General features: G+C 70.3%; 14 protein-coding genes. 6 read left to right on the top strand and 8 right to left on the bottom strand.

Features of this window, described 5'->3' with window-relative positions:
- Positions 1-395: 395 nt before the first annotated feature.
- Positions 396-1,802 carry a MocR-like pyridoxine biosynthesis transcription factor PdxR gene (pdxR, locus tag ACZ5WE_RS22895; RefSeq protein ID WP_467691692.1) on the bottom strand — a complete coding sequence of 469 codons (1,407 nt, stop codon included), beginning with the start codon at positions 1,800-1,802 and terminating at the stop codon, positions 396-398.
- A gap of 47 nt (positions 1,803-1,849) precedes the next feature.
- Here pdxR and ACZ5WE_RS22890 point away from each other — a divergent pair, with 47 nt between their 5' ends.
- The 5 genes from ACZ5WE_RS22890 (at position 1,850) to ACZ5WE_RS22870 (ending at position 4,156) form a co-directional block, all read left to right on the top strand.
- Complete coding sequence (locus ACZ5WE_RS22890) at positions 1,850-2,371, top strand: carboxymuconolactone decarboxylase family protein (RefSeq protein ID WP_467691690.1); 522 nt, start codon at positions 1,850-1,852, stop codon at positions 2,369-2,371.
- Positions 2,368-2,814 carry a carboxymuconolactone decarboxylase family protein gene (locus ACZ5WE_RS22885; RefSeq protein WP_467691689.1) on the top strand — a complete coding sequence of 149 codons (447 nt, stop codon included), beginning with the start codon at positions 2,368-2,370 and terminating at the stop codon, positions 2,812-2,814. The genes ACZ5WE_RS22890 and ACZ5WE_RS22885 overlap by 4 nt, the downstream gene beginning before the upstream one ends.
- Positions 2,811-3,536 carry an isocitrate lyase/PEP mutase family protein gene (locus tag ACZ5WE_RS22880; protein ID WP_467691687.1) on the top strand — a complete coding sequence of 242 codons (726 nt, stop codon included), beginning with the start codon at positions 2,811-2,813 and terminating at the stop codon, positions 3,534-3,536. Before ACZ5WE_RS22885 ends, ACZ5WE_RS22880 begins: the two co-directional genes overlap by 4 nt.
- 105 nt (positions 3,537-3,641) lie before the next feature.
- Positions 3,642-3,842, top strand: a complete 201-nt coding sequence (locus ACZ5WE_RS22875; protein WP_367044420.1) for a RuvA C-terminal domain-containing protein — start codon at positions 3,642-3,644, stop codon at positions 3,840-3,842.
- The gene (locus ACZ5WE_RS22870; protein ID WP_467691685.1) at positions 3,839-4,156 is read left to right on the top strand and encodes a type II toxin-antitoxin system PemK/MazF family toxin; all 318 of its coding nucleotides are present in this window, start codon (positions 3,839-3,841) and stop codon (positions 4,154-4,156) included. The genes ACZ5WE_RS22875 and ACZ5WE_RS22870 overlap by 4 nt, the downstream gene beginning before the upstream one ends.
- Before the next feature lie 52 nt (positions 4,157-4,208).
- On the opposite strand, the gene ACZ5WE_RS22865 is transcribed toward ACZ5WE_RS22870, so the two are convergent.
- From ACZ5WE_RS22865 to ACZ5WE_RS22845, 5 genes are all read right to left on the bottom strand, one after another.
- A complete protein-coding gene (locus ACZ5WE_RS22865) occupies positions 4,209-5,150 on the bottom strand; it encodes an ABC transporter substrate-binding protein (RefSeq protein ID WP_467691684.1) in 942 nt (313 codons plus the stop codon).
- 22 nt (positions 5,151-5,172) lie between these two features.
- The gene (locus tag ACZ5WE_RS22860; RefSeq protein WP_467691682.1) at positions 5,173-7,149 is read right to left on the bottom strand and encodes an ABC transporter permease; all 1,977 of its coding nucleotides are present in this window, start codon (positions 7,147-7,149) and stop codon (positions 5,173-5,175) included.
- Positions 7,149-8,297, bottom strand: a complete 1,149-nt coding sequence (locus ACZ5WE_RS22855; protein ID WP_467691680.1) for a quaternary amine ABC transporter ATP-binding protein — start codon at positions 8,295-8,297, stop codon at positions 7,149-7,151. Before ACZ5WE_RS22855 ends, ACZ5WE_RS22860 begins: the two co-directional genes overlap by 1 nt.
- On the bottom strand, positions 8,294-9,838 hold the full coding sequence (locus ACZ5WE_RS22850; protein WP_467691678.1) for a GMC family oxidoreductase: 1,545 nt from the start codon (positions 9,836-9,838) through the stop codon (positions 8,294-8,296). Before ACZ5WE_RS22850 ends, ACZ5WE_RS22855 begins: the two co-directional genes overlap by 4 nt.
- Positions 9,839-9,973: 135 nt before the next feature.
- Positions 9,974-11,494: an aldehyde dehydrogenase family protein gene (locus ACZ5WE_RS22845; RefSeq protein ID WP_467691838.1), complete on the bottom strand. Its 1,521-nt coding sequence runs from the start codon at positions 11,492-11,494 to the stop codon at positions 9,974-9,976.
- Positions 11,495-11,727: 233 nt separating this feature from the next.
- Here ACZ5WE_RS22845 and ACZ5WE_RS22840 point away from each other — a divergent pair, with 233 nt between their 5' ends.
- Positions 11,728-12,441 carry a hypothetical protein gene (locus tag ACZ5WE_RS22840; protein ID WP_467691676.1) on the top strand — a complete coding sequence of 238 codons (714 nt, stop codon included), beginning with the start codon at positions 11,728-11,730 and terminating at the stop codon, positions 12,439-12,441.
- Positions 12,442-12,460: 19 nt separating this feature from the next.
- Here ACZ5WE_RS22840 and ACZ5WE_RS22835 read toward each other — a convergent pair whose 3' ends face one another.
- Positions 12,461-13,006 (bottom strand): hypothetical protein, encoded by a 546-nt coding sequence (locus tag ACZ5WE_RS22835; protein WP_467691674.1) that lies wholly within the window; start codon positions 13,004-13,006, stop codon positions 12,461-12,463.
- Positions 13,003-13,251 (bottom strand): helix-turn-helix transcriptional regulator, encoded by a 249-nt coding sequence (locus tag ACZ5WE_RS22830; RefSeq protein WP_160506754.1) that lies wholly within the window; start codon positions 13,249-13,251, stop codon positions 13,003-13,005. The genes ACZ5WE_RS22835 and ACZ5WE_RS22830 overlap by 4 nt, the downstream gene beginning before the upstream one ends.
- Positions 13,252-13,358: the final 107 nt, after the last annotated feature.

Below are 13,358 nucleotides of genomic sequence, written 5' to 3'. Positions count from 1 at the left end.
CGCACAGCTGCGGAGCCGGTGATGGCGGTGCACACGGCTGCGGAGCCGGTGATGGTGGGTGCACACGGCTGCGGAGCCGGCGCTGACGGTACACACAGCTGCGGAGCCGGCGCTGACGGTACACACAGCTGCGGAGCCGGTGATGGCGGTACACACAGCTGCGGAACCGGCGCTGACAGTACACACAGCTGCGGAGCCGGCGCTGACTGACGGCACGCACAGCTGCAGAGCCGGCGCTGACTGACGGCACGCACAGCTGCAGAGCCGGCACTGACAGCACACACAGCTGCGGAGCCAGCGCTGACTGACGGCACACACAGCTGCGGAGCCAGCGCTGACTGACGGCACACACAGCTGCGGAGCCGGCGCTGGCGGTGCGCACAGCCGGTTCAGCCCTACGGCAGTACCCTGCACAACGCTTCCAGCGCCCCCGCCCACCCATGGTCCGCCGGGGTCCCGTACCCCACCACCAGCGCGTCCCGTGCCGGGGGCCGCGCGGCAGGGTGGCGGAAGCTCGCGAGTCCCTGCACGGCGAGGCGTTGCCAGCCGGCCGCCTGCACCACCGATCGCTCCGTGCCCGGCGGGAGTTCGAGTACCGCGTGCAGTCCCGCGGCGATCCCCGTGGCCCGCACCTCCGGTGCCCGTGCGGCAAGCGCGGCGACCAGTTGGTCCCGTCGACGCCGGTAGCGCAGGCGTGCGCCCCGCACGTGGCGGTCGTACGCGCCCGACGTGATGAACTCCGCGAGTGTCAGCTGGTCCAGCGCCCCGCAGGCCCACTCCGCGCCCCCCTTCGCCTCGATGACCTCGGCGGCGATCGGCTCCGGAAGCACCATCCAGCCGAGCCGGAGGCCGGGGGCGAGGGACTTGCTCGCCGTGCCGAGATAGACCACGCGGTCGGGGTCAAGGCCCTGGAGCGCGCCCACCGGCTGCCGGTCGTAGCGGAACTCACCGTCGTAGTCGTCCTCCAGGATCAGACCGCCCGCGCGCCGCGCCCATTCGACGGCGGCCGCGCGCCGGTCGGGGTGCAGCGGAACCCCCATGGGGAACGGATGGGCGGGCGTCAGAAGCGCGACCTTGGCCGAGCCTGCCTCCAACTCGGCTGTGGAGGTGCCCAGTTCGTCGAAGGGCAGCGGCCTCGTCCGCAGTCCGGCCCGCTGCAGGAGATGCCAGTGCACGTCGAGGCCGTACGACTCGACCGTCATCTCCCGCAGACCGCGCGCCCGCAGCACACCGCCCAGCACTCTCAGTCCCTGCGCGAACCCGGCGCAGATGACGATGCGGTCCGGGTCCGCGTGCACGCCGCGCGCCCGGGAGAGGTAGTCGGCGAGGGCGGTGCGCAGCTCGATGCGGCCACGCGGATCGCCGTAGCCGAGGGCGTTGTTCGGGGCGGTTGCCAGGGCCCGGCGCGCGGCCTTGAGCCAGGCGGCGCGCGGGAACGAGGAGAGGTCGGGGGTGCCCGGCATCAGGTCGTACGTCGGGCTGCCCGCGGCCCTGCGGTGCGGTGCGGGCTCGGCGGGGCGCGGCACGGCGCGTGCGGCGACGCGGGTGCCCGAGCCCTGGCGTGCGGTGAGCCAGCCCTCGGCGACGAGGTCCGCGTACGCGTCGGCGACGGTGTTGCGGGCGATGCCCAGGTCGACGGCGAGGGAGCGGGACGAGGGGAGGCGGGTGCCGGGGGCGAGCCTGCCGCCGCGCACCGCTTCACGCAGGGCGTCCGTGAGGCCCTTGCGTACGCCGGAGCGCGTCGCCTCTCCCCCGGTCTCCAGGTGGAGGTCGACGCCCAGAGTGGCCCAGGATTCTTCCATGGGAATGGACCATACCGGTGGGCTATTGTGCCCGTACGGTCGATGTCATGACGACGATCGACAACACCCACGGACAGCCGCGGAAGACCGCGGAACACCTCCACGAGCACACGCCCCGCCTCGACTGGCACCAGCACGCCCCCGAGGTGTTCAAGGCGATGGTCCGGCTCGACGCGGCGGCCCGTAAGGGCGTCGACCCGGTGATCCTGGAGCTCGTGAAGATCCGCGCCTCGCAGCTCAACCACTGCGCGCTCTGCGTCGACATGCACAGCAAGGACGCGCTCGCGGCGGGCGAGAGCGTGGAGCGGATCATCCAGCTCAGCGCGTGGGAGGAGTCGCGGCACTTCTACACGGCGAAGGAGGTCGCCGCGATCGAGCTGGCCGAGGCGATCACCGTCCTGACGGACGGCTTCGTGCCGGACGAGGTGTACGACAGGGCCGCGGCCCTCTTCGACGAGCAGGAGCTGACGCAGCTGATCGCCGCGATCACCGTGATCAACGCGTGGAACCGCTTCGGCGTCTCGACGCGTCAGGTGCCGGGCCACTACAAGGCCGGAGACCACAAGTGAGCGCTCGGACCACCCACCTCGACAAGGGCGTCGCGAGCGCGCTGTCCGCGCTGAGCGCTGCCGCGAAGAAGGGGCTCGGCGACCCTGTTCTCGCCGAGCTCGTGATGATGCGCGCCTCACAGATCAACGCGTGCGCGTTCTGTCTGGACATGCATGTGGACATCGCTGTGAAGAACGGCGAGACGACGAAGCGGATCGCGCTCCTCAACGCGTGGGCGGAGGCGGGTGAGCTCTTCAGCGAGCGGGAGCGGACCGCTCTCGCGCTGACCGACGCGGTCACGGTCCTGACGGACGGGTTCGTCCCCGACGCGGCGTACGAGGCGGCGGCGAAGCACTTCGACGAGGCCGAACTCGCCCATCTCATCGGGGTGATCACCGTCATCAACAGCTGGAACCGGCTGATGGTCAGCCGCCGCATCGAGCCGGGAGGGTACGCGCCGTGAGCCTCGGGGACGAATTCCGCGCGCTGCATCGCGGGCGCGCGCCCGGCGACCCGCTGGTCCTGCCCGGGCCGTGGGACGCGGCCAGCGCACGGGTCTTCGTGGATGCCGGGTTCCCCGCACTCGCGACGCCGAGCGCGGGGGTCGCGGCGTCGCTCGGGTACGCGGACGGGGAGGTGCCGCCGGACGAGATGTTCGCGGCGGTGGCCCGGATCGTACGGTCGGTCGCCGGGGCCGTTCCGGTCTCCGCGGACATCGAGGGCGGCTATGGGCTGCCGCCGAAGGAGCTGGTGGAACGGCTTCTGGAGACGGGCGCGGTCGGCTGCAACCTGGAGGACTCGAACGCTTCGGGCGGGGCCCTCAGGGATCCGCGTGAGCAGGCGGAGTGGCTGGCGGAGGTACGGTCCGCCGCGGGCCCGGGGCTGTTCCTCAACGCGCGGGTGGACACGTTCATCCGGGGCGTCGCGGATCCCGGGCAGGCGGTTGAGCGGGCTCGGCTGTACGTCGAGGCCGGCGCGGACTGTGTCTACCCGATCATGGCGCCTCCGGAGGCGCTGCCGGCGCTGCGGGCGGGCGTCGAGGGACCGATCAACGCGGTGGCCAAGCCCGGCGGCCCCTCCCTCCGGGAACTCGGCTCGCTCGGCGCCACGCGGATCACGTTCGGCCCCGGCCTGCAGATCCGGGCGACGGAGGCGTTGCGGACCATCGCCGCGGAGCTGGGGTAGCCGTGGAGGCGCCGTTGAATGCCTGGCTGAGAGCCCACGCGTCCGCGCGTCCGCGCGTTAAACAAATGTTGCACAGATGCTCGACACGGGACTACGCTGGCCTACATGGCGAGCACCATAGGGTTCAGGCCCACGGAGGCGGACGAGCGCATCATCAAGGCCGCCATGCGAGGCGGCGACAGCACGAGTGACGTCATCCGCCGCGCCTTGCGTCTCCTCGAGCGCGAGGAGTGGATGACCGAGGCGCGAGCGGCGGCGGAACGTCTGGCGGACGAAGACCTCTCCACGGAACCGGACGCCTGGTGATCCGGGGAGCCGTCTACCGGGTTGATCTCGGCGATGCCAAGCGCGGGCACGAGCAGCGTGGGCGTCGGTACGGGCTCGTGCTCAGCCCCACCTCCATGCCCTGGAACGTCGCGACGATCATCCCGACATCCACCGGCGCGCAAGCGGCGGTATTCCGTCCGGAACTGGAGATCGCCGGCACCCTGACCCGACTGCTCGTGGACCAGATCCGCTCCGTCGACGTCACGTACGTCCACGGCGACCCCGTGCACTACCTCGACCGACATGAGATGGCTGAGGTCGAGCACGCGCTCAGCCACTACCTCGGCATGTGACGCGCCGGTGCCGGGCTCCCGGCTTTGGGAGCCCGGCACCGGCGCGTTGCGGTTACTTCGGCAGCCAGCCCCGCCACTTCCGCTCATGGTCGGCGACCCAAGCCTCCGCCGCGTCCTCCGGCGCCATCTTCTTGTCCGCGATCATCAGCGAGACCTCGTTCTGGTCCTCCTCCGACCACTTGAAGTTCTTCAGGAACTCCGCCGCGTCGCCGCCCTTCTTGGCGAAGTCGGCGTTGAAGTACTTCTGCAGGGGCGTGTGCGGATAGGCGCACTTGATCTTGACGGGGTCGGCGTCGCAGCCCTCCTTGTACTCGGGCAGCTTCACCTCCGTCATCGGCACCTTCTCGAACAGCCACTGCGGCTTGTACCAGTACGTCAGGAACGGCTTCTGCTGCTTGGCGAACTGCTCGATCTGCGTGATCTGCGCCGCCTCGGACCCCGCGAAGACGACCTCGTAGTCCAGGCCGAGGTTCTTCACCAGGGCCTTGTCGTTCGTGACGTACGACGGGGAGCCGTCCATGAGCTGGCCCTTGCTGCCGCTCTCGGAGGTGCGGAAGTCCTTCGCGTACTTGTTGAGGTTCTTCCAATTGGTGACGTCCGGGTGCTTCTTCGCGAAGTACGTCGGGACGTACCACCCGATGTGCCCGGTGACCCCCACGTCGCCGCCGGGGACGATCGTCTTCTTGTCCTTGATGTACCGCTGCTCCTGGTCCGGGTGGCCCCAGTCCTCCATGATCGCGTCGACGCGGCCCTGGCTGAGCGCGTCCCAGGCGGGGACCTCGTCGATCTGGACCTTGTCGACGCGGTACCCGAGCTCGTGCTTGAGCAGATACTCGGCGACGGCCACGTCCGCCTGCGCGCCGACCCAGGACTGGACCGACAGCGTCACGGTCTTGGCGCCCTCGGCATTGGCGTACGGGGACGCCTGCTTGGTCATGTCGGAGGCGCAGCCGGAGAGGGCAAGGAGGGCGCAGCCCGCGGTGGCTGCACTCATCACACGCGTACGTACTCGCATGTCACGCACCCTTCTTCGAGCTGTGTTCCCGGCGTGTCGTCGGCTGCGTGACCCGGTCGAGCATGAGACCGAGGCACACGATCGCCACACCCGCCACGAGACCCGTGGCCAGGTCGCCCTGCGCGAGGCCGAACACCGCTTCGTAACCGAGTGCCCCACCGCCCACCAGACCGCCGATGACGACGACGGCGAGGATCAGGACGACCGCCTGGTTGACGGCGAGCAGGAGCGCCGGGCGGGCCAGCGGCAGCTGGACCTGGCGCAGTTGCTGCCAGCTGGTGGCGCCGAGGGAGTGTGACGACTCCATGGCGGCGGCGTTGACCTGGCGCAGGCCCTGCGTGGTGATGCGGATGACGGCGGGCAGCCCGTACACGATGGCCGCGGCGACCGCGGGGGCCCGGCCGATGCCGAAGAGGGCCACGACCGGGATCAGGTACACGAACTGCGGCATCGTCTGGAAGACGTCGAGTACGGGCCTCAGGAGCCCCTCCAGTCGCGGACTGCGCGCCGCGGCGATGCCGATCGCGAAGCCGAGGACCACGGTGACGGCGACGGCGGCAAGGACCTGCGCGAGGGTGTCGAGGGACGGCTTCCACACGCCGAGTACGCCGGTCGCCGCCATGGCGAGGACGGCGGTGAGCGCGGTCTGCCAGGTGCCGATCAGCCAGGCGAGGGCAGCGATGATGAGGAGCACCGACCACCAGGGCAGGCCCTGGAGACCGTCACGGATCGGGTCGAGGACCCACGTGGTGAAGTGGGCGGCCCAGTCGGCGGTGCCGCCGACGACGGGCACGCCGGTGTAGATGTGGTCGACCATCCACTCCTTGGCGGTGTTCACCGGCTCGGCGATGTTCACGACCCAGCTCTCGGGCCACTCCAGGCGGTCCGCGAAGCGCGCGGCGAGCGCGGCCACGACGACGGCCGCCGCTGCCACGGACCAGCCGCGCCGGCCGCGCAGCGGCGAGTTGTCCTCGGTGTTGGCGCCGAGCCGCTCCCCCGCGGCGGCCGTCACGCGGTCGAGGACCACGGCGAGCAGCACGATCGGGATGCCGGCCGCGAGCGCGGCTCCGACGTCCACCGAGCCGAGGGCCTGATAGACGCGGTCACCGAGACCGGCGCCGCCGATCATCGACGCGATGACGGCCATGCCGAGGGCCATCATGATCGTCTGGTTGAGGCCGAGAAGCAGTTCCTTGCGGGCCAGCGGGAGGCGCGCGGAGAGCAGGCGCTGGCGGGCGGTGGTGCCGAGCGACGTCACCGCTTCCATCACGCCGCCGTCGGCGCCGCGCAGGCCGAGCGCCGTGAGCCGGGCCATCGGCGGTGCCGCGTAGACGACGGTCGCGATGACCGCGGCGGGCACGCCGATGCCGAAGACCAGGGCGACGGGCAGCAGATACGAGAAGGCGGGGAGCACCTGCATGGTGTCGAGGACCGGCCGCAGGATGCGGAAGACCCGGTCGTTGAGACCGCCGGCAAGGCCGAGCAGCATGCCGAGTACGACGGAGACGAGGACGGCCACGATCATCAGGGACAGCGTCTGCATCGTCGGCACCCACATGCCGAGCAGTCCGCACAGGCCGAACGAGGCGCCGGCAAGGAGCGCGAGCCGCACGCCCGCCACACGCCAGGCGACGAGGGCGGCGCCGACACTCACTCCGGCCCAGCCGGCCGCGAGCAGCACCAGGTAGACGCCGCGGATGGAGAGCACGATGCCGTTGGAGATGTTGCCGAGGACGTAGACGAACAGCGGGTGGCTGTCGCGGTTGTCGATGATCCAGTCGGTGGTCTTGCCGAGCGGCTCCGTCAGGTCGACGGTGAGCGCGCCGGGCCAGGCGCCGGACGCCCACTTGGCGTTGACGATGGGGACGAGGATCGCCGCGGCGACGGCGAGCAACAGGAGCTTGCCGACGGCACGGTGGCGCAGGAGCGCGCCGATTCCCGTGTCGCGTACGGGAGTCGAAGCGGTGGCGGTGGCCATCAGGCGACCACCTCGCCGGTATCGGAGCGCCCCTTGTCGGGCTTCGTCACACGCCCGTCCGCCGGGGCCACGCCCGCGACGACGCCGAGAAGCGCCTCGTGGTCGACGACTCCGAGGCAGCGGGGGCCGTCCATCACGCGCACCGGGAAGCCGGACTTGGCGACGGCCTCGATGGCGTCGGCGACCTTGGCGTCCGGCGCGAGCGCCGGGCCGCGCTCCTGCTCGTCGGCGTCGGCGGGACGCATGGCGGTGCGCACGCTCATCACGTCGGCGCGCGCCACGTCCCGTACGAAGTCGCGTACGTAGTCGTCGGCCGGGGAGCCGACGATCTCCTCGGGCGTGCCGAGCTGCACGATGCGGCCGTCGCGCATCAGCGCGATGCGGTCGCCTAGGCGCAGGGCCTCGCTGAGGTCGTGGGTGATGAAGACCATCGTGCGGCCCTCTTCGCGGTGCAGGCGGATGACTTCTTCCTGCATGTCGCGGCGGATGAGCGGGTCGAGGGCGCTGAACGGCTCGTCGAAGAGCAGGACTTCGGGGTCGACGGCGAGGGCGCGGGCCAGGCCGACACGCTGCTGCTGGCCGCCGGAGAGCTGTCCGGGCTTGCGCTGCTCGAGGCCTTCGAGGCCGACCTTGGCGACGACTTCGAGGGCCTTGGCGCGGCGCTCGGCCTTGCCGACGCCCTGGATCTCCAGGCCGTAGGCGACGTTGTCGAGGACGGTGCGGTGCGGGAGGAGGCCGAAGTGCTGGAAGACCATGGCGGCGCGGTGCCTGCGCAGTTCGCGCAGGCGTGCCTTGTCCATGCCGAGGACGTCCTCGCCGTCGATCGCGATGGACCCCGATGTCGGCTCGATGAGCCGGGTGAGGCAGCGTACGAGCGTCGACTTGCCGGAGCCCGAAAGGCCCATGACGACGAAGACCTCGCCCTTCTTCACCTCGAAGGACACATCGCGCACGGCGGCGGTGCAGCCGGTCTGCTCGCGCAGTTCGGCGGGGGTGAGGTCATGGACGGACGTGTCGCCCGGTATGCGGTCGGCCTTCGGGCCGAAGACCTTCCAGAGGTTCTCGACGGCGAAGACGGGCCCGTCCGCGGGCCCCTGCTTCGACTGCTGCGTCGTGTCTTCCGTTTTCTTCACTGAGGCCTCGCTCATCGGCCGTCACCACCCAGCATCTCGGCACACTTCTCCCCGACCATGAGCACTCCGATCATCGGGTTCACGGCGGGCATCGTCGGGAAGACGGATGCGTCCGCGATACGGATTCCTTGAAGTCCCCGGATCTTCAACTCCGGGTCGACCACAGCGAGTTCGTCCGCGGCGGCACCCATGCGGCAGGTTCCCGCCGGGTGGTAGACGGTGTGCGCGGCCTTGCGCACGAGTTCGCTGATCTCGGCGTCGTCGGTGACGTCGGGGCCGGGGAAGACCTCGCGCTTGAGCCACTTGGCGAAGGGCTCGGCCTGCGCGACCTTGCGGGCCAGCTTGATGCCGTCGACGAGGGTCTGACCGTCGTAGTCGACGCCGTTCTCGTCGTGCTCGAAGTACTTGAAGTCGAGGGCGGGCTTCACCTCGGGGTCGGCCGACGTCAGGTAGACGCGGCCGCGCGCACGGGACTTGGGGATGTTCGGCGTCATCGAGACGCCGTGCTCCGGGCGTTCGTAGCCCAGGCGCTCCGGGTTGTCCGTGAACGGGATCTGGTAGAAGTGGAACATCAGGTCAGGGCCCTTGTGGTCCGGGTCCCGCTTGACGAAGAGGCCCGCGTCGGAGTCCATCGCGGAGTTGCCGGGGATCGGCCCGTTGGTCTCCCAGACGATGACCGACTCGGGGTGGTCGAGGAGGTTCTCGCCGACGCCCGGCAGGTCGTGCACGACGGGGATGCCGAGGGCTTCGAGGTCCTTCGCCGGGCCGATGCCGGAGTGCATGAGCAGTCGGGGCGTGTCGACGGCGCCCGCGCAGACGAGCACCTCGCGGCGGGCGGTGAGCAGCTGCTCGGCGCCGTCCTTCGCGCGGATGTGGACGCCGCGCGCGGTCTTGCCGTCCAGGTCCAGCTTGGTGGCCCAGGTCTCCAGGAACAGGTGGAGGTTCGGGCGGTCGCCGGCCTCCATGTGGGGGTGGAGGTAGGCGACGGAGGCGGAGGAACGCTTGTTGTTCTCCGGGTGGTACGAGAGGTCGAAGAAGCCGACGCCCTCGTCGAAGGGCTTGTCGTTGAAGCCGACGACCTCGGGGACGCCGAGCGCGCTCTTGCTCGCCTCGACCCAGTCGGTGGCGATCTGGTTCTGGTCCTTCTTGGCGACGCGCACGATGTTGTTGCGCAGCTTGCCGAAGAAGGGGTCCATCGACTTGGCGCCCCAGCCGGCGGCGCCCGCCTCTTCCCACTCGTCCCAGTCGGAGGGCAGCGGCTTGAAGGAGATCAGGGTGTTGTGCGACGAGCAGCCGCCGAGGACCTTGGCGCGGCTGTGCAGGATGTGCGAGTTGCCGCGCGGCTGCTCGGTGGTGGTGTAGCCGTAGTCGAGGTCGCCGCCGAGCAGGCCGAGCCAGCGGCGCAGCGTGAGGACGTCCTCCCGGTCGATGTCGCTGGGCCCGCCCTCGATGACGGCGACGGTGACGCCCGGGTCCTCGGTGAGCCGGGACGCGATCACCGACCCTGCGGTTCCGCCACCGACGATGACGTAGTCGTACTCAGTGGTCTCAGCCATGCGTGCTGCTCCTCTTCCTGCGAGGTGTGATGCAAGGTGCTTGCGCGTATAGAGCGGGGGGTGCTCGGAGTGACGGACATACACGTGCGCGGGGGCGGGACCGCCGCCCCCGCGCACGCCTCTGCGCTTCGGGCCTCAGCCCGCGAACCAGCGGACCGGCCGCGGGGCGAGGTTCTGGTAGATGTGCTTGGACTCGCGGTACTCGGCGAGCCCGGCGGGTCCGAGCTCGCGCCCGACGCCGCTCTTGCCGAAGCCGCCCCACTCCGCCTGCGGCAGGTAGGGGTGGAAGTCGTTGATCCAGACCGTGCCGTGGCGCAGGCGCCGTGCCATGCGGCGGCCGAGGCCGGCGTCGTTGGTCCATACGGCGCCCGCGAGGCCGTACTCGGTGTCGTTGGCGAGCGCGACGGCCTCGTCCTCGGTGCGGAAGGTCTCGACGGTCAGGACCGGGCCGAAGACCTCTTCGCGCACGACGCGCATCTCGCGGTGGCACTGGTCCAGGACGGTCGGCTCGTAGAAGTAGCCGGTCGCGGGGCGCACTTCGCTGGGCTCGGGGCGCTTGCCGCCGGTGCGCAGGACCGCGCCTTCCTCCAGTGCGGATGCGACGTACGACTCGGTCTTCTCGCGCTGCTGCTGCGAGACGAGCGGGCCGCACTCCACGCCGTCCTCCGTGCCGCGGCCGAGCTTGATGCGGCTGGCGCGGCGGGCGAGTTCGGCGACGAAGCGCTCGCGGACCGACTCCTCGATGATGAGGCGGCCACCGGCGGAGCAGACCTGCCCGCTGTGGATGAAGGCGGCGTTCAGCGCCTGGTCGACGGCGGTGTCGAAGCCCTCTTCGGTGGCGCAGGCGTCGGCGAAGACGACGTTCGGGTTCTTGCCGCCGAGTTCGAGGGCGACCTTCTTGACGCCGAGGGCCGCGGCCTGGGCGACCTTGGTGCCGGAGACGAGGCCGCCGGTGAAGGAGACCAGGTCGACGTCGGGGTGGTCGGACAGGCGTGCGCCGACCGTGTGGCCGGGTCCTGTCACGATGTTCGCGACGCCGGCCGGGAGGCCCGCCTCGACGAGCAGCTCGATCAGCGCGACCGTCGTCAGCGGAGTGACCTCACTCGGCTTGATGACGAAGGTGTTGCCCGCGGCGAGCGCGGGGGCGATCTTCCAGCTTGCCTGGAGGAGCGGGTAGTTCCAGGGCGTGATCATCGTGCAGACGCCGACCGGCTCGTGCACGACCACGCTGTGGATGTCGTCGGACCCGGCGTCGACGACGCGGCCCGCGCCCTCGCCGATCACCAGGTCGGCGAAGTAGCGGAAGGCGTCGGCGACGCAGTCGACGTCGACGCGTCCCTCCTCGACGGTCTTGCCGGCGTCGCGGCTCTCCAGGAGCCCGATCTTCTCCCGGTCGCGTACGAGGAGGTCTGCCACGCGGCGCAGCAGTGCGGCCCGTTCGGCGACGGGCGTGGCCGGCCACGGTCCGTGGTCGAACGCCTGACGTGCGGCGGCGATGGCCGCGTCGGTGTCCTCGGTGCCGCCCTCGGCGATCAGAGCGAACGGCTTGGCATCCGCCGGGTCGAGGATCTCGCGTGTGGCGCCGGAGAGGGCGTGCAGCCACTCTCCGCCCACGTGGATGGTCTGTTGTGCGGACACGTCCCGTTTGCCTTCCATTCCTGTCATACGCCCCGCCTGTCACTCGCGGTAGCCGGGTGCACATGCCCCGAGGCGGAGAAACCATGCGCATTACATAACTGAAAGTGCGCTGTGTCACTGCGCGTGCAGGCACCTGGGGCGAAACGTACGCTCGAAGAGGGGTTTGCCATGGAGGTGGCGCTATGCGTGGAATATCCAGGAGACACGCTTGGTCCACCGCGGCCTGCACGGCGACCTTTACGGCGGCTGCGTTGCTGGTCGCACCGGCTGTCGCCCTCGCCGACACGGAGGATCTGAGCGCCCAGGAGATCTCCGACAAGGCGGAGCGGGAACTGCTCGACGCGAAGTCGGTTCACCTGAAGCTGGAGCAGAGGGGCACGGACACGGAGGGCGACGAACCGGTCTCCATGGACCTCACCCTGGACCAGGACGACAACTGCGTCGGATCGCTGCGCATGGCCGACGACGGCGGCGGCCTGGAGCTGATCAAGCAAGGCAAGAAGGTCTGGATGAAGCCCGACCGCGCCTTCTGGAAGGCCCAGCTCCCCGGCGGCCAGGGCGAGGCCACGGCCGAGGTGATCGGGGACCGTTATCTGTACGGCACGACCGACGACGCCCTGTTCAAGGACATGGCCGGGGTCTGCGACCTCAACGCGATCCAGGACGAGGTGAAGAACAAGTCCGACGGCAACACGGCCTTGAACAAGGGCGGGACGACCAAGGTCGACGGCACGTCCGCGATCCCCGTGTCCGGCAGGGAGGACGGCAGGACGACCACCTTGTACGTCGCGACGGAAGGCACCCCGTACCTGGTCAAGGCCACGGAGAAGGGCGGAGGGACCGACTCGACGCTGACACTCGGCGACTACGACAAGCCGGTCCCGTCGAAGACCCCGTCCGACGAGGACTCGGTGGACGTGTCCCAACTGCGGGGCCAGGTGACGGACAAGCCGAACACGTACTGAGCGCTACACGTACTGAGCGCTACTCCCCGGCCTCGTCGAAGTCCGCGGGCTCGTCCTGCACCGCGAGCCCCGCCACCCACAGCGGCATCAGCCAGTGCACGACGAACGCGGTGAAGAGGACGGGGAAGAGCAGCCCGTCGGTGTCCCACCCCTGGTACGCGGCGAACCCGGCCCCCGCCGCCGCCGCGAGCAGCAGCCAGAGCATGATCTGCCGGGCACGCGCCGAGACGCGGACCCGCTCCGCGCGCTGCCGCTCGTCCAGGGCGCGTTCGCGCAGTTCGAGAAGGCCGCGCGTGGCGCCGTTGATGACTCCGGTGGCGAGACACCAGGGCAGCAGAAGGCCGAGCATGGTCCACATCGCCCAGCGCTGGTCGCCGACGACCGTGAGCAGCCAGGTCACCTCACTCGCCACGGTCAGTGCGATGTGGGCGCCGACCGCAAACCGCCTGCGCGCGGCGGTGGCGTACATCGGCGCCGCCTCGCGCCGGTTCATGAGCGCGAACATCCGCCGGTCGTACCCGGTCATCGGTCGCGCCCCCGTCTCCGTCACCTGCTGGTCCGTCATCCCTGACTCCTCCCGTAGACCTCGTCCGTGAGCGGGCGGAACGGTTCGAGGGAGAACAGCGCCTCGACCGGCAGCCCGAAGAACACCGCGATTTTCAGCGCCAGGTCGAGGCTCGGGTTGTACTGCCCGCGCTCGATGTAGCCGATGGTCTGGTAGTGGACCCCCACCGCCTCGGCCAGGCTCTGGCGCGACACTTTCCGCTCCGCGCGCACCATCGCCAACCTGTTGTGCACTTGCTCGCTCATGTATAAGAAGTACTACATTGCCGAGCAGCTTGGCAACGGGAACAACGCCCCCCGGCCGAACGCACCTCGCCCCCGGCTGCCGATCGAACGGCTGCCGGGGGCGAGGT

The sequence above is a fragment of the Streptomyces sp. NPDC033180 genome, assembly GCF_055577645.1.
This window is presented reverse-complemented; position numbering and strand designations above follow the sequence as displayed.